Annotated in this window: 13 protein-coding genes, 1 tRNA gene and 1 pseudogene; 9 read left to right on the forward strand and 6 right to left on the reverse strand. The window is 45.7% G+C overall.

Going from position 1 to position 16,368, the window contains the following annotated elements; translation table 11 throughout:
- Both WMO23_RS03745 and WMO23_RS11545 read right to left on the reverse strand, forming a co-directional pair.
- The coding region (locus WMO23_RS03745) for a gluconate 5-dehydrogenase (RefSeq protein WP_349173282.1) at window positions 1-790 on the reverse strand (790 nt) is incomplete at its 3' end.
- Between the two features lie 968 nt (window positions 791-1,758).
- Window positions 1,759-2,853, reverse strand: a pseudogene (locus tag WMO23_RS11545) (carboxylesterase family protein); the annotation flags it as partial.
- A 214-nt stretch (window positions 2,854-3,067) separates the two neighbouring features.
- Between WMO23_RS11545 and WMO23_RS03755 the strand changes: the two are divergent.
- The 7 genes from WMO23_RS03755 to WMO23_RS03785 all read left to right on the forward strand — a co-directional run bounded on the left by WMO23_RS03755 (window position 3,068) and on the right by WMO23_RS03785 (window position 10,838).
- On the forward strand, window positions 3,068-3,436 hold the full coding sequence (locus WMO23_RS03755) for a nucleotidyltransferase (RefSeq protein WP_292299441.1): 369 nt from the start codon (window positions 3,068-3,070) through the stop codon (window positions 3,434-3,436).
- Between the two features lie 185 nt (window positions 3,437-3,621).
- A complete protein-coding gene (locus WMO23_RS03760) occupies window positions 3,622-4,506 on the forward strand; it encodes a LysR family transcriptional regulator (protein ID WP_296820990.1) in 885 nt (294 codons plus the stop codon).
- A 327-nt stretch (window positions 4,507-4,833) separates the two neighbouring features.
- The gene (locus tag WMO23_RS11550; RefSeq protein ID WP_349173285.1) at window positions 4,834-6,249 is read left to right on the forward strand and encodes a GntP family permease; all 1,416 of its coding nucleotides are present in this window, start codon (window positions 4,834-4,836) and stop codon (window positions 6,247-6,249) included.
- A gap of 48 nt (window positions 6,250-6,297) precedes the next feature.
- A complete protein-coding gene (locus WMO23_RS03770; RefSeq protein ID WP_292299436.1) occupies window positions 6,298-7,839 on the forward strand; it encodes an acyl CoA:acetate/3-ketoacid CoA transferase in 1,542 nt (513 codons plus the stop codon).
- A 26-nt stretch (window positions 7,840-7,865) separates the two neighbouring features.
- On the forward strand, window positions 7,866-8,282 hold the full coding sequence (locus WMO23_RS03775) for a MaoC family dehydratase (protein WP_292299434.1): 417 nt from the start codon (window positions 7,866-7,868) through the stop codon (window positions 8,280-8,282).
- A 195-nt stretch (window positions 8,283-8,477) separates the two neighbouring features.
- Window positions 8,478-9,848, forward strand: a complete 1,371-nt coding sequence (locus WMO23_RS03780) for a short-chain fatty acid transporter (protein ID WP_301876756.1) — start codon at window positions 8,478-8,480, stop codon at window positions 9,846-9,848.
- 30 nt (window positions 9,849-9,878) lie between these two features.
- A complete protein-coding gene (locus WMO23_RS03785; RefSeq protein WP_292106865.1) occupies window positions 9,879-10,838 on the forward strand; it encodes a 3-hydroxyacyl-CoA dehydrogenase family protein in 960 nt (319 codons plus the stop codon).
- Between the two features lie 325 nt (window positions 10,839-11,163).
- Here the strand turns inward: WMO23_RS03785 and WMO23_RS03790 are convergent, their stop codons facing one another.
- Together WMO23_RS03790 and WMO23_RS03795 are read right to left on the reverse strand one after the other, a co-directional pair.
- The gene (locus tag WMO23_RS03790; RefSeq protein WP_296820988.1) at window positions 11,164-11,403 is read right to left on the reverse strand and encodes a hypothetical protein; all 240 of its coding nucleotides are present in this window, start codon (window positions 11,401-11,403) and stop codon (window positions 11,164-11,166) included.
- Window positions 11,396-11,656 (reverse strand): hypothetical protein, encoded by a 261-nt coding sequence (locus WMO23_RS03795; RefSeq protein WP_051132236.1) that lies wholly within the window; start codon window positions 11,654-11,656, stop codon window positions 11,396-11,398. Before WMO23_RS03795 ends, WMO23_RS03790 begins: the two co-directional genes overlap by 8 nt.
- Window positions 11,657-11,985: 329 nt before the next feature.
- Between WMO23_RS03795 and tatA the strand changes: the two genes are divergently transcribed.
- Complete coding sequence (tatA, locus tag WMO23_RS03800) at window positions 11,986-12,183, forward strand: twin-arginine translocase TatA/TatE family subunit (protein WP_020310634.1); 198 nt, start codon at window positions 11,986-11,988, stop codon at window positions 12,181-12,183.
- Between the two features lie 142 nt (window positions 12,184-12,325).
- Here the strand turns inward: tatA and WMO23_RS03805 are convergent.
- Window positions 12,326-12,422, reverse strand: a tRNA-Sec gene (locus WMO23_RS03805).
- 107 nt (window positions 12,423-12,529) lie between these two features.
- On the opposite strand from WMO23_RS03805, the gene WMO23_RS03810 reads away from it, so the two are divergent.
- Window positions 12,530-13,642 carry a 4-hydroxybutyrate dehydrogenase gene (locus tag WMO23_RS03810; RefSeq protein WP_020310633.1) on the forward strand — a complete coding sequence of 371 codons (1,113 nt, stop codon included), beginning with the start codon at window positions 12,530-12,532 and terminating at the stop codon, window positions 13,640-13,642.
- Window positions 13,643-13,909: 267 nt separating this feature from the next.
- Here WMO23_RS03810 and WMO23_RS03815 read toward each other — a convergent pair whose 3' ends face one another.
- A complete protein-coding gene (locus WMO23_RS03815; protein WP_292282217.1) occupies window positions 13,910-16,081 on the reverse strand; it encodes a PTS sugar transporter subunit IIABC in 2,172 nt (723 codons plus the stop codon).
- Between the last annotated feature and the right edge of the window lie 287 nt (window positions 16,082-16,368).

Here is a 16,368-nt window from a genome sequence, read left to right on the forward strand (position 1 = left end):
ACGAGGAAAATCCATATATCTGATTACGATATTTACTGGCGGATGAAATGAATTTGCGAAAGAATCTTGACACTACCACAGCCGGCCCTTCGAGGTCTTCTGTTGTGCCCCAGCGACCAGCCGGCGTCTTGGAGACAATGAACTGGTCAAAGGGATGACGGGAGCCATCAGGCTGTTTTTCGCGCAGCGGAGCTGTCTGAGGCGTTGCGATGTAGCCAGGACCAATGCCATTACACTGGATATTCGCTCCTCCGAATTCAGAGCAGATATTGCGGGTCAGCATTTTCAGTCCGCCCTTAGCTGCAGCGTAAGCCGATACGGTTTCACGGCCTAATTCGCTCATCATAGAGCAGATATTGATGATTTTGCCGTGGCCTTTTTTTATCATACCGGGGATGACCGCTTTGGATACGATAAACGGGCCGACTAAGTCGATATCGACGACTTGGCGAAACTCTTCCGTCGTCATGTCGCACATGGGAATGCGTTTGATGATACCGGCGTTGTTGACGAGAATGTCGATGGTTCCTAACGTCTTTTCTATTTCGCTGACTAATTGCTGCACATGAATTTCATCAGTGACATCGCAAATATAGCCGTGTGCGTCGATGCCCTCTCTTTTATAATCCTTCATAGCCTGGTCCAAGTGTTCCTGGCTGCGGCAGTTGAAGGCAATGACGGCACCGGCGCGGGCTAAGGATTTGGCGATAGCAAACCCGATGCCATAAGAACCGCCCGTAACAAGGGCGACATTGCCTTTCAAAGAAAACATATCATTTAAATAATCCATGCTGATCCTCCTGAAAATAAGAATGGTACATCCAATAATAGGGAAGAGTCGATTGAGTTAGAATTACAGATTGATTCTATTGTAGCAAAACCCGCTAGATTTGTATATTTGGAGAAAAAGGGGCTTGTCGTACGTAATCTTGTACAGTCCTTGTTCTATATGCAAAAATATGAAATTTAAACTTTTTACGTTGCCTTGGAAATTGATGAAGCCAGTTTATCCAAGTCTGCACTAAGTCTATTAAAAATTCTGCACTCACAATTCCAATGGTTTATGAGTGCAGGATTTTTTGATTGTATGTAAGTGATGATTTCTTAATTGTTATGGAAGAATGTGTCAAGTCCTTTGCTGAACCAGCGGCCACTGAGAACGTGCTTGATGAGTTCTTCTTTTGCATTCTCGGTTATAGACGTATCCCTGACTATTTCGTCAAGGATAGACTGATAGGTCGTGCGGCCGTATTCTTGATGGATATTTACTTTTGTCCCATCGGAATTGACATATAACTGGCTCGGTCCCTTTGTTGCGCTGGTCCATTTCTTCCATGTTACAAGGCCCTTGCCATTAGGATTCCCTGTACGCATGAAATTACCCAGATAATCCTGTATTTGTGCCGTCAGTGCCAGCGCGCCGGGATTGTCGAAAGAACCTGCCGGATAGCCTGCTGTCGTAGCTGTTGGGATGCCGGTAGCAAAAGGAATCCAGATGCCGTGGATAGAGCCGGACGTAAAGGCCGTTTTTTCACCGACGAGCTTTGGATTATTTCCACAGGCAATTTTCATCGTATAAATAGGTGCTTTGCCATAGTGGTTGAACATGGTGACAGCTGATTCTTCGGCATTGAATAGCTCATACAGACGGCTGCCATATGTCTTAGCAAAAGCGAATTCTTTATGCTTTTCCGGATCCGTAAAGATTGAGCCGTCTTTGACGGATGGAGAAAAGTAACTATCAGTTCGCGTATATAGGGAGAATTCATCTGTACCAGTCGTCATGATGAGCGGTACTTGATTGTAATTTTTCGTAGCAAAAGCATCTTTTTCTAATACGATGCCATCATTATAGAGATGAGGGAAGGCACTCATGCGGATACCAGCATGACCAAATGCAGCGGCAATACGGTCGGCGGATAGATTCTGTAAATAATCACGGACCTCCGGTGTATCCTGCAACAGCCATTTGGCGGCATCTATGTCGCTCTTTTTGATGCCGTCTGTAACGACGAGAGAAGCAAAATGCTGGGCGAAAATCTGCTGAGCCCAGGACGTATCAGAAGTAGTCATACCGCCACTGAAGGAAATCGCTTTCTGGAATTTCCCTTTTGCTATAGGAGAAATAAGCAATGCCATGACGTCACGTCCACCGGAAGAAAAGCCTGCAATCGTAATATTGTTAGCATTTCCGCCGAAGCTGGCAATATTTTCTTTCGTCCAGTCCAAGCCTCTCACAAAATCCAATACAGCAAAGTTACCAGAATTTTCTTCAGCCGTACCATGCTTTAATGCTGGTAGGGGATTAAAGCCCAGTGCACCCAGACGGTGATTGATACTGATGGCGACGACGTGTTCCCTTTCAGCAAACTTCTGCCAGTTCACTTGGTCAGCAGCACCGCTCTGATTATTACCACCATGGATAAAGAACAGGACGGGCAGATTTTTTTCTTTTGTATTAGGATGGAAAATATCGAGATTCAGGCAGTCTTCACTGCCTTTTGTTTTGCCCATGGCTCCCTGAATGGCAACAGGTCCCGGTTTCGTCGCATCGAAGATGCCATTCCAGGCCTTGACGTCTGTCGGAGCTTTCCAGCGTTCTGCCTGCCCGTACGGAATTCCTTTCCAGATTAGAGCCTGATTTTGTACATATCCCTGAACCATGCCGTTGCGAGTGTTCTGTAATGCCTTTCCTGTATAAGCCGGCGCTTTCGCCTGAAGCGGCGCCTTTACCGACGCTTCCGCTTTTGTAGCGAAGGTCTGGGAAACATTTTTTGGAGCCGTTCCCCAGGCCATGGAAGCGGCAAATGTGGCTGCTAGCAATATGGATAACGTTTTTGGTTTTACATACATGAAAAAATTCCCCCATTATGATAAATTCGAACATCAATAAATAGTATTTCATGTATCAAATAATCCTGTCAAGGATTCGAGTCCTTTTTTCAGTTTAATATAAAATTAATGAATAAAAGCGATGACTAGAATGAATTTAACTCTTTTGCACTTTGTGTATTTATTTTATACGATAATATTATAGAAAAGAAAAAGATAAAAAGGTGGTGATAATATGAAAACGTTTGAATTATTTTCCCAAGGGTTGAAGGATTTTTCTGGTCTGAAAAAAGAAGATTTGTCGAATGTCTTTGTATTACATGGGATTGTTCACTGGTTTATGGACGAATTTGATTTAGGCCAACAGGTATTTCGGGAATGCCTTGAAAATAAAGATCCTGACCTTGCTATTTCCCTGACACCGAAAGAATTACTTTTAGATGCTTATGAACGATATTTATTTGTTAGTGAATCTACTTGGCTGTCGATGCTTAAGGATCGATATCATCCCGATTGTTGTGAACCAGTGGAGGAAAAAGTTCGGCGTATTATTCGCTACTATGTGCCGGCCTTTCAAACTATGGAAAAAGAACTGGTGAAGTAGGTGTAAGGCTGTCAATTAATGGCAGCCTTTAGTACAAAAATATAAATGAATATAATTCATGTATAATATGACTAAAAATATACAGGGGGGGGGTAAAAGTGATAGCGGTTTGATATGTATCAATATATAATATTAATACAAAGAGAAAAACTATTTGTGATGGTACTATAGAAAAGGGGGATATCATGAATATCAACCATTTTGCATATTTTATAGAAGCTGTTCGAGAAAATAGCATTACCAAGGCGGCTGAATCGCTATTTATTAGTCAGTCTACTATCAGCAAGGCTATAAAAAGTTTAGAACAAGCCTATAATACGGAGTTGATTGATCGCAAAGCCCGGAAATTTAAGCTGACTTCAGCAGGGGAGATTTTTTACAATAGTGCTGTTAAAATTGTATCAAATTATCAATCAGAAACGGAAGTCCTGGCTACATTATTACATAGCCATCGCGGAAAACTCACGTTAGGGATTCCGCCGGTCACGATTACCGTTATTCATTCGTTACTACATCAATACAGTCAAATGTATCCGGAAATCAATTTACGGGTTATGGAGATTGGCGCACAGACTGCTTTTTCCCTGGCACAGTCAGGAGCCGTTGATATAGGCATTATTATCGAACCTTTTGATAATCCAGAATTCAATAAAGTTCCCATTATGGAATCGGAAGCTGTTTGCGTCGTTTCTCCACATCATCATTTAGCTAATTATGATACCATTTCATTTTCACAATTAAAAAATGAAAGGTTCCTTGTCCTTGATAAATCCTTTATGCTCTATTATCGGATTATCGATTGCTGCAAAGAGGCAGGATTTATACCTCATGTTGGTCTTGAAAGTGCACAATGGGACTTATTAGTAGAAGCTGTATCTGATGGGGAAAGCATAACCATTTTGCCAAAGCCGATTATCCAGAAGTTTTGCAGTAAAAAAGTGAAAATGTTACATTTATGCAATCCATCGTTCCCTTGGATTCCTTTGGCAGCGTATCATAAAGAAAAATTTTTAAGTACGCCGATGAAATTATTTTTAGACTTGATACAAAATGCAAAGTTTCATATTTGATTTTTAAATTAGCCTACAATAAGGACTGTCAGTTAGACAGTCCTTTTTTTGACGGATACGTGAAATTTATTCATTACCTTAATGAAATCGATGTATTTTACAAAAGCATGGATGAGATGATACCATGAAGGCAAGAAAAACATCCGAAAAATGAACTTCAGTTATTTACACGTGTGACGAACGGAATCAATGTTTTGGATTGTATGACGCTTTACCCCCTTCTGTGCTTATTGGTAAAAATAATAAGGGCACGATGAATCACCTTATATATTCTTACTATTGAGCAACAACAAAATGTTATATCTACGCCCAAAAGGAGTGATACGTATGGACTTTGGTGTAATCATTATTATCCTCAGTTTACTGGGATTGATTGCTTTTGCTTATCGTGGATTTTCCGTTATTATGATGGCTCCGATTATGGCCTTATTAGCAGCAACGTTGTCGGGGCTGGCCATCATGCCTTCCTACACCGAGTTGTTTATGGGCAAGGCAGTTACCTATATTAAATCCTTTTTCCCTATTTTCTTGTTAGGTGCCATTTTTGGCAAAGTTATGGAAGATACTGGCTTAGCGCGAAGCATTGCGCGTGCTATCATTACCGGTTTAGGTAAAGAACCTCATAAAGCCATTATCTCTATTGTTATGGCAGCTTCTCTTTTAACATATGGTGGTGTCAGCCTTTTCGTCGTCGTCTTTGCTGTTTATCCTTTCGCAGCAGCTCTTTTTAAAGAAGCTAACTACCCGAAACGCTTACTTCCGGGCATTATCGCTTTAGGCGCTTTTACGGCGACGATGGACTGCCTGCCTGGGACTCCTCAGATTCAGAACATTATTCCGACAGCCTATTTTGGGACAACCTTGTATTCGGCGCCTTTAGCTGGGATTATCGGTGCCTGTATCATTTACGGTGGTGGCTTTGTTTATCTTAACCATTGTCTGAAAAAGGCGATTGCCAAAGGGGAAGGATATGGCAACCATACCATCAATGAACCTGAAGACAATCCGGATGCAACCTTGGTATCTTGGAAACTGGCATGTGTCCCGTTGTTAGCTGTATTAGTCATTAACTTCCTCATTACGGAATATGTTGTTTGGCATCCAGCCATTCTTGAACCGTTCCAGTCGATGAAAGGCGTGCCTCTTGTAGTAGCTCATGTTAAAAACGTTGCGAGTATCTGGTCGTTGATTATTGCATTGGTAGCAGGGATTTTCCTGGCTTTGATTATTGGCAAGGGCGAAATCAAATCGATTGATCGCTTGACGAAAATTCTCAATGCCGGTGCCATTGGCTCACTTTTAGCTATTATGAACACGGCGTCGGAAGTTGGTTACGGGAATGTTATTTCGCAACTCCCTGGTTTCCAGCATGTAGCACATGCGCTGATTAATATTCATATTGGCGGGACGCCGCTGGTATCTGAAGCTATTAGTGTAACGACATTAGCGGGGATTACCGGCTCAGCTTCCGGCGGTATGGCCATTGCTTTGGAGTTGATGTCTCAGGAATGGATGGCTTGGGCTACTTCTATTGGAATGGGACCGGAAATCCTGCATCGTGTTGCATCTATGGCATCTGGCGGTCTTGATACGCTGCCGCATAATGGTGCAGTCATTACGTTGCTGGCTGTTTGTGGTTTGACACATCGCAGTTCGTATAAGAATATTTTTGCTATTACATTATTGAAGACTTTTGCAGTCTTTGTAATTATCACTATCTATTCACTCACAGGGCTTCACTAAAAGCAGTGCTTTTAGAATCAAAGTATAAAACAGATAGGAGATGTTATTATGGCAAAGTTTGTCACAGCAAAAGAAGCGGTGAAACATATTGAAAATGGTGCCGTTATAGCTACAAGTGGCTTTGTTGGGGGACTCGTACCGGAAACAGTACTTAAAGAGATACAGACCACGTACAAAGAAAGTGGGGCCCCTAAAAATTTAACGGTTGTTTTTGCCGCTGGTCAAGGTGATGGTGGTGAACGCGGTTTAAATCACTTAGCGGAAGAAGGTCTTCTTAGATGTATTATTGGCGGGCATTTTAATTTGACTCCGCGCTTAGGCAATTTGATTAATGAAAATAAAGTGCTTGCCTACAATCTTCCGCAAGGTACACTTTCTCAGTGGTTCCGTGATATTGCTGGCCGTCGTCCAGGGACTGTTACAAAAGTTGGTCTACGAACTTTTGTTGATCCGCGTTTAGAAGGCGGAAAGTTAAATGAAGGAACGACAGAAGATATTGTTGAAGTTATAAAGATGAATGATGAAGAATGGCTTTGGTATAAACCGCAGACTATTAACGTAGGCATTATTCGTGGTACGACTGCGGATCAAAATGGTAATATCTCAATGGAAGGTGAAATTGGTACTGGCGAAGCATTAGCCATTGCAGAAGCGGCGCATGCTTGTGGCGGGATTGTCATTGCTCAAGTAAAACAAGTGGCAATTCAAGGGACCTTAGATCCGAAAGATATTAAAATTCCAGGCGTTATCGTTGATTATGTTGTTGAGGGAGATATTCCAGATCATTTTATGACTTGGGATTATGAATTTAATCCTGCCTTTAATGGCGACTTGAAAGTGCCCGTCGATTCACTTACGGCTATGCCGTTGACAAATCGGAAAGTCATTGCTCGTCGTTGTGCCATGGAATTGATTCCCAATGCTGTTGTTAATTTGGGCATTGGGATGCCTGAAGGTGTTTCTGCTGTTGCTTCAGAAGAAGGTGCCAACAGTATGGTATTGACAACCGAAGCGGGTACAATTGGAGGTATTCCCGCAGGCGGCTTGAGCTTTGGTGCTGCTACCAATGCGGAAGCAATCCTTGACCAGCCGTATCAATTCGACTTCTATGATGGCGGCGGTGTTGACTTAGCTATCTTAGGGTTGGCTGAAGCTGATGAACATGGGAATATCAATGTCAGTAAGTTCAAAGGTCGTGTTGCCGGATGTGGTGGATTCATAAATATTACGCAAAACTCAAAAAAAGTGATTTATTGCGGTACATTTACAGCTGGTGGACTTAAAGAAACCGTTCAGGATGGTAAGTTGATCATTACACAGGAAGGCCGAAACAAGAAGTTCCTCAAACAGGTTGAACAGATTACTTTCAGTGGCGATTATGCAAACTCGGTAGGACAGCCTGTACTCTATGTTACGGAACGTGCTGTTTTTAAACTGACTCCGGATGGGATGGAATTGATTGAAATTGCTCCTGGGATTGACATGGAAAAAGATATATTGGCACATATGGAATTTAAACCAATCATCAATGCTGTTAAATTGATGGACAGACGGATTTTTGAAGATAAGCCAATGGGCTTACAGATATAGTTGTTGCTATTTAAGGAGGTGGTAGTATGGCCAGAAATGTACGTTATGAAGACATCCATGTAGGGGATAAGGCGTCTTTATCGAAGACAATCTCTGAATATGATGTGTATGCCTTTGCAGGCGTGACTGGGGACTTCAATCCGGTCCATGTAAATGCAGAATTTGCGAAAAACTCGCTGTTTAAACAACGAATTGCACATGGTATGATTTCAGCTGGTCTTATTTCGGCAGTATTGGGAACAGAACTTCCTGGAATCGATACGATTTATATGAATCAGGAACTCAGTTTTTTAGCGCCTGTTTTATACGGGGATACGCTGACCGCGACTGTCGAATGTATTGAAAAAGATGATAAGAAACATCGGATTATTTTCCGCACCACTGTCACCAATCAAAATGATAAATTGGTCACAGATGGCAAAGCAAGAGTCATGAAACGTTAATGTTTCAGCAGGTTTCACACGCCTGCAGTATCAAATTGGTTCCTATTTAAAAGCTCAAAGATAAAACCTGTTTTCATGAATAAAAGCCTTCGGATTCTGGAAAAACCGCCCTTTTGCATAGTTCGGAGGCTTCTATTCCCCTTTGAAATGTGAAATTAATCACAAATAAATCATATAAAGAAAGGAGATAACACTATGGCTAAGGAAAAGAAACAATTTACCGATTACTTTACGGATTTTGCCCAAAAATGGGTTCCTGATTCATATGTTATTGCCCTTGTATTAACTATTGTCGCCTTTATTTTAGCATTGCTATTTACTTCATCAGGTCCCTTGGATACGGTCATCGCTTGGGGAAATGGATTCTGGACATTGTTGGCATTTTCTATGCAGATGTCATTGATCGTTATCACTGGTTATGCTTTAGCTACAACCCCAGTTTGCACACGCCTCATTTCATCGGTATGCAGTAAACCGAATTCTCCCACGGCTGTTTACATTTATGTTGTTTTGTTGTCAGCTATTGGCTTCTATTTGAATTGGGGCTTCGGGTTAGTTTTTGCGGCCCTTATTTGTAAGAACTTGGCAGTTCAGGCAGAACAGAAACATATTCTTATTGATTATCGCTATTTATGCGGTGCCGCATGGACGCCGTTCTTTATCTGGCATATGGGACTTTCGGGGTCGGCTCCGTTATTGGTGGCTACAGCGGATCATTTTATGGTTAAAGAAATAGGTGTCATTCCTATTTCCATGACAATCTTTCATCCGTACAATTTGATTTTAACCATCCTCTCGGTCATTGCTATTTTGGTTTTATTTGGATTCGTACTCCAGCCAAAAGACAAGACCAAGATGATTTCTATTTCTCAATGGAATCCGGAGCTGGCTAATATTACCACACCGGTTATGCCTAAGAAAAAAGATATTAAGACGCCGAGTGAATGGGTTACTTATACACCATGGTGCTCATATATTATCGGATGTATGTTTTTAGTTTACTTGGGGTATCACTTCTTTGTTTTAGGGAAATCCTTGGATATTAACGTTTTGAATTTCCTTTTCTTGACGTTGATTATCTGGCTTTATGGTTCGCCAGCTGCGTTATTGCAGGCTGTCAAAGCATCGACGCCAGCCGCTTGGGGCGTTATTTTACAGTTTCCCTTCTATGCGGGTATTTATGGCATCATGAAATACACTGGCTTGGTCGATACCATTGCGTCCTGGGTTATTGCTTTTAGTAATGAAACAACATTTCCTGCTATTGCAGCCATCTTGACGGGGATTATCAGCTACTTTATTCCTTCGGGTGGCAGCAAGTGGGTCATTGAAGCGCCCTTCCTTATTCCGGCTGGTCAGGCGTTGGGGATTCCTGATGCGCAGACCGTCATTGCCTATATGTTTGGCGGGGACTTGACGGCATTAGTACAACCGTTCTTTGCCGTTCCGTTTATGGCTGTTTGCGGATTAGAGTTCAAAGATTTTGTAGGATATAGTTTCGTTGCCTTTATTGTATTAGGCATCATCATGGTTGTCGGTTTAACGGTGATTCCTTTTGCTATTTAAAATTATACGTGATAGAAAGAAGGTAGAAGTATGAAGCAGTTGAAGGACATTAAACGGATTTGTAACTTAGGTTGTGGCACGATGGGGTTTGGCACAGCGATTGCTTTTGCTCAGAATGGCTATGAAGTAAATATGTTTGGGCGTAAAGATGCCAGTATTGCTCGGGCTATGCGAAATATACATGCTACATTAGATGTCATGAAAGCCAATGATTTGCTGACCGAAGCAGAAGAAAAAGAATTGCTCAGTCATATTCATGGTGTTACATCTATTGAAGATGCTGCAAAGGATGCAGATTTTGTCCTTGAATCAGTAGCAGAAGACATGGATGTTAAGCAATATGTTTATGGAGAATTGGAAAAATATCTTGGTCCAGATGTTATTTTTGCTACGGACTCTTCTGGCCTTTTGCCGACAGAAGTCGCCTCTGTTCTCAAACATCCAGAACGTTTCGTCGTTGCTCATTTTTGGAACCCGCCTCACCTTATTCCTTTGGTTGAAGTCGTTCCGGGTGAAAAGACAAGCCAAGAAACGGTAGATATTACTTGGCAGCTTATGGAAAAAATCGGGAAAAAACCGGTAGCTCTTTTGAAAGAAGCTCCAGGATTCGTAGGAAACCGGTTACAGTTTGCCCTGCTTCGTGAAGCACTGTATTGTGTACAAGAGGGGATCGCGACCGCCGAAGCGGTTGATCTCATTTGTAAATACAGCATTGGCCGCCGGTTAGGCGTGACAGGACCGCTTGAAACTGCTGATTTAGGAGGCCTTGATATTTTCTACAACATTTCGGCCTATTTGAATGCTGATTTGGCTGATGACAAAGAAGGCTCTGCCGTCATGAAAAAATGCGTTGATGAAGGAAACTTGGGTGCAAAAACAGGGACTGGTCTATACCAGTGGAAACCGGAAGAATTGGATCATATCAAGAAGACCCGAGAAGAAGTTTTGATTGAATGGTTGAAAAAAGATAAGGCCGGTCAGAAATTCTGACCGTTACTTATATACATTTGTCCTCCTTCGAGAACAGGGACTACTGCAAGTGCGGTAGTCCCTGTTCTTTATTTGCTATTTGCGTTTATTTAGCTCGCTATTTTTTTTATGGACGATATATTATAGTTTTGTTATACTTTTTATAGGTGCTACCAAAACGGTAGGCGGTTATCCCTCTTCGGAGGGCGCTATACCCTCCACCCAGATTAGAAATCCGTATTCACATAAAGAAAAATAACCGCCTCGCTCCCAACGCAACGGTTATTTTTTCTTTAAATAATCTTTGAGGGCTAACCGTCTATCGGTAGCGCTTTTTTCTATATGTTTATTTTGCCAGCGTATAGGCGGCTTTGATGCGGTGCGTGATATAGGTGCTCAGCAGGGCGCCGAGGATGGCAAAGACGGTCATGACGGTGAAGACGATTTGGTAGCCGTCGATGCCCTGATGGCTATCGAGGATGGAGCCGTAGACGGCGTACATGAAGGCGCCGGGCAGATAGCCGATGAAGGAGGCCATGGACATGGCAGAGCCTGTGATTTCGCGGGGGACGTCGACTTCATCCATGGGGGCGAAGAAGACGGCGCGCATGCTGTAGACGCAGGCACTGATGGCCAGGGAGATGATGATGCCGGCCCAGATGCCGAAGGGTCTGGTAGGGCATCCAGGTGAAGGCGATGAGGACGACGGCTGTGATCAGATAACCGATGCGCAGGTATTTGGTCGGCGAATGGAAGAGTTTGTCCGATAACAGGCCGCCGACCATTTTCAGGCCGTACTGGTTGATGATGCCGTAGACGCCGATGAGCCTGAAATACATGAAATGCCATGGCAGCCACTGAATGCGGATTCCTATTTGACAGATTGAAGTATAAGAAAATTTAGGAAGTCCGCATCTGTCCCAGGTATGGTGGACGGTATTCCAAGATTCAGTATTGCTACTCTCTCAATCCCCTCTTGTCCCAGCTCTATCTGGGACGGGCCGAAGTCTATCATTCTGAGCCGTTGTGCCTGGAAGTGACGCCGTGCCGCGTCGATAAATCCTTTGGCTTGAAAAAACTCTTCTCCTCCCGCGTTCATTGACATCCTCTGCGGATAAGGGTATCATGAAGGCATGTGAAGAAGTAATGGCATTATAGGAGGAAGGACATGTTTGGCTTAGGCGCACCGGAATTACTGCTCATTTTAGTCATCGCCCTGGTCGTATTCGGACCGGGGAAACTGCCGACCATCGGCCGGGCTTTGGGGAAGAGCCTCCGTGAATTCAAGGAAGCCGTCAATACGGATGAAACAAAGCAGATAGAGGAAAAGACGGAAAAAACAGATGAGAAATCGATGAACCACTAATTGGCTTATAACGCAAAGTTTGTAGTATGGAGCAGTTTGTAGAAGCTGGCTCAAATTTTTTACCATTTGCTGCAAACTAAAAACTACAAACTTAAAACTCAAAAAAGGGCTGTCGCACGTGCGACAGCCCTTTTTCGTTTTCTGGCGGGAAAGTGTGGGAATCGAACCCACCTGAGAAGCTGTTAACTCCCCATGCTGGTTTTGAAGACCAGAGGGAACACCAGAACCCATCCTCCCCCAGGACAGGTTTATTATATCACGGGCATCCTGTATCTTGCAAAACTGTTTCCATCTTTGTTACACTAAAGGCGGTGAGTGCATTACCCATTAGAAAGGAGTTAATGAAATGATTGAATTACAGTTGAAACCGACGATTTACTCTTACGATACGTGCCGGGAATTTGTGGAAGACCTGCAGGTCGGAGCCGATGACCTGATTGTTACCAATCAGTATATTTTCGACCCGAATTTCAAGGATTTAGGCCTTACGTGCCACGTCTTGTTCCAGGAAAAGTATGGTATGGGTGAACCGTCTGATGAAATGGCAGAAGCCATTTATAAAGATATGCCCAAGGATGTGAAGCGCATCATCGGTATCGGCGGCGGCACGGTCATGGACTTGTGCAAGTTGTTCATCTTGAAGCAGGTCAGCCCGGTCCTCGATTTGTTCGATGGCAAGATTCCTGTGGAAAAGGAAAAGGAACTCATCCTCATCCCGACGACGTGCGGGACGGGCAGTGAAGTCACCAATGTATCGGTCATGGCCCTGGTTAGCCGCAACACGAAGAAGGGCATTGCCGACAATGCGCTCTATGCCGATAAAGCCGTCCTCATTTCGCAGCTCTTGAAGACCCTGCCTTTCAAGGTCTTTGCGACCAGTTCCATCGATGCCCTCGTCCACGCTGTCGAATCGGCCTTGTCTCCGGATTCCAGCGCCAGCTTCCGCGTTTTCAGTTATAACGCCATTGAACTCATCCTCAAGGGCTATTTGCAGATCCGCGACCATGGTCCGGAAGCGCGCATCCCGCTTATGAAGGCTTTCCTCCTGGCCAGCAACTGGGCCGGCATCGCTTTCAGTGTCCCTGGCTGCGCCGCTGTCCATGCCATGAGCTATCCTCTGGGGGCAAAGTATCATGTACCTCATGGTGAATCGAACTACGCCATGTTCACAGGCGTCATGAACTGCTACATGTCCATCAAATCGGACGGTGAAATCGCGAAATTGAACGGCTTCATCGCCGACATCCTGGGCTGCGAACCGGAACACGTCTATGAAGAACTGGAAAAACTGCTCAACGTCATCCTGCCCAAGAAAGCGCTCCATGAATACGGCGTCAAAGAAGAAGAATTGCCGGAATTTGCTAAATCGGTCATCGAAAATCAGCAGCGTCTCATGAAGCACAGCTTTGTGCCCCTCGATTATGATAAGGTGTACGGCATTTACAAGAAACTGTATTAGTGGCTAGTGGTTAGTCGCAGGGGCCGCACGTGGGCGGCCCGTCTCGGGCCATGTGGGAATCCCGGGAGAGCCATTAGCCGCTAACTGCTAAAAAAAGCGCTGTCGCATCGCGACAGCGCCTTTTTTGTAAGGGCTCGTGGCTCACGCCCGTTGGCTCTCTTATGAGGAGAGCAGGCAGCGCCGCTGACTGAAGGGTTCAACCTCTCCGGCCCTGCGGGCCACCTCTCCTATCAGGAGAGGCTTGCCTGCGGCCTGCGGTTTTACACATTAGAACCAGACGGCCTGGTCGCCGGCTTTTACGTTGCCGTCGGCTGCCAGGTGGACTTCCTGACCGTCTTCGAGGTCGGTGAAGATGCACAGGCAGGCGTCAGATGGGGCGTTGGCCTTGATGAATTCGTCGTCGAATTCCATCAGTTTATCGCCTTTCTTGACTTCCTGGCCGTTTTCGACGAAGACATTGAAGCCTTTGCCTTCGAGTTTGACCGTATCGATGCCGATGTGCAGGAGGTATTCTACGCCGTCTGCCGTGGTCATACCGATGGCGTGTTTCGTATCGAAGACGAAGGTGACTGTTCCGTCTTCCGGCGCATAGACCGTGCCGTCTGTCGGATAGACGAAGAAGCCGTCGCCTGTCATTTTGCCGGCAAAGGCTTCATCCGGGGCTTCCGTAATGGGATGGAGGCTGCCGGTGAAGGGCGAATTGAAGTAATGCTTTTCAGCATCTGTTTCCGGTTCAGTCTGTGTTTCCTGGGCTTTCGGCGCTTCTTCAGCCGGAACCGTTTCCGCTGCCGGTACGGCTTCGATAGGGCCGTCTGCCGGGTTGGTTGCCAGATAGCTTTCCAGGTTGGCCTTGATGACGGCGACTTGCGGGCCGTAGACGACCTGGACGCCCTGGCCTTTCTTGATGACGCCTACAGCGCCAGTGGCTTTCAGAGCTGCATCGTTGACCAAGGCCGAATCGGCTACGGAGCAGCGCAGGCGCGTAGCGCAGCAGTCGACGGAAGTGATGTTCTTGGTGCCGCCCAGGGCGCGGGTGATGGCCTGGCTGACGACGTCCGTGGCAGCCTCGCCGTCGCCGGCTTTGGCTGCGGCGTCACGGGCTTTGACGTCGGCTTTGGTGTAGAGTTTCGTTTCCACATCGTCGTCTTCACGGCCCGGTGTCTTGAGGTCGAACTTCTTGATGAGGAACGTGAAGATGAAGTAGTAGAGGAAGAAGTAGATGATGCCGACCGGGATGATGTACATCCAGTTGGTCTTGGCTTCACCCTGCAGGATACCGAAGATGAACAGGTCCAACAGGCCGCCAGAGAAGGTCAGGCCGACGGCGATGTTCAGCATGTGGGCGATCATGTAAGCGGCACCGGCCAGGACGACCTGGACGTAGAAGAGCATCGGTGCGACGAAGAGGAAGGAGAATTCAATCGGTTCCGTGATGCCCGTGAACATGGACGTCAGGGCTGCCGATAAGAGCAGGCCGCCGGCGACTTTGCGTTTTTCCGGTTTTGCCGTGCGGTACATGGCCAGGGCGGCGCCGGGCAGACCGAAGATCATGAAGATGAATTCGCCCGAGAAATATCGGGTTGCATCAGCACTGAAGTGAGTGACGTTAGGCGAAGCGAGCTGGGCGAAGAAGATGTTCTGGCCGCCCTGGACGAGGTTGCCGTCGATCATCATCGAACCGCCGACGCCGGTCTGCCAGAAGGGCAGGTAGAAGACGTGATGCAGGCCGAAGGGGATGAGGGCCCGCTTGATGATGCCGAAAATCAAGGTGCCGATGTAGCCCGTACCCGTGACCAGGCCGCCGAGGGCGAAGATGCCGCTCTGGACGACAGGCCAGACGAAATACATGGCAATGCCGACGAACATGTAGACGACGGTGGAAATGATAGGGATGAAGCGCGACCCGCCGAAGAAGGACAGGGCATTGGGCAGTACGATTTTATGATAGCGGTTGTGCAGGTAGGCGACGCCGATGCCGACGATGATACCGCCGAAGACGCCTTCCTGGAGGGACATGATGCCGCAGACATTGGCAATCGTACCTTCCAGGACATCGGGAGATACGGTGTTATTGGCCAATACCTTGCCAGTCAGTTTGAGGACGGCGTTGGTCGAGGCGTGCATGACGAAAAAGGCGATCATCGCCGATAAGGCGGCGACTTCCTTTTCCTGCTTGGCCATGCCGATGGCGACGCCGACGGCGAAGATGATGGGCAGGTTACCGAAAATGATGTTGCCGGCATCGCTCATGATGGTGAGCAGTGAATGGAGTATCGTGCCGTTTCCGAGGATGCTTTCCAATCCATAGGTCTGGATGGTCGTAGCATTCGTGAAAGAAGCCCCGATACCGAGGAGTAAGCCGGCAATCGGCAGGATGGCGACAGGCAGCATGAAACTGCGGCCGACAGCCTGCAAGATGGAAAAGACTTGGTCTTTCATAAAATTCCTCCTTTTACTATAGGAATAAATAAGTATGAGACAGTACGTTCCTATTTTAACATACCCTAGGCAAATGAGAAGGATGAGAGTTACGTCTAACCGTACCTATTTCGCATATATACTTGACAAAAAGTAAACGCAAGTTCATCGTCGAAACACTAGCTCTTTTAAGCCGTCAGCAGCTAGCAGTTAGCGTTAAAATTTAAAGCCATCCGCTAACCACTAACGGCTAGCCACTAGCTACGTAAAAGGGCTTGTCGTTGTGCGACAAGCCCTTTTACTAAGAG

This window comes from Megasphaera intestinihominis (assembly GCF_040096415.1).
Lineage (GTDB): Bacteria > Bacillota > Negativicutes > Veillonellales > Megasphaeraceae > Megasphaera > Megasphaera intestinihominis.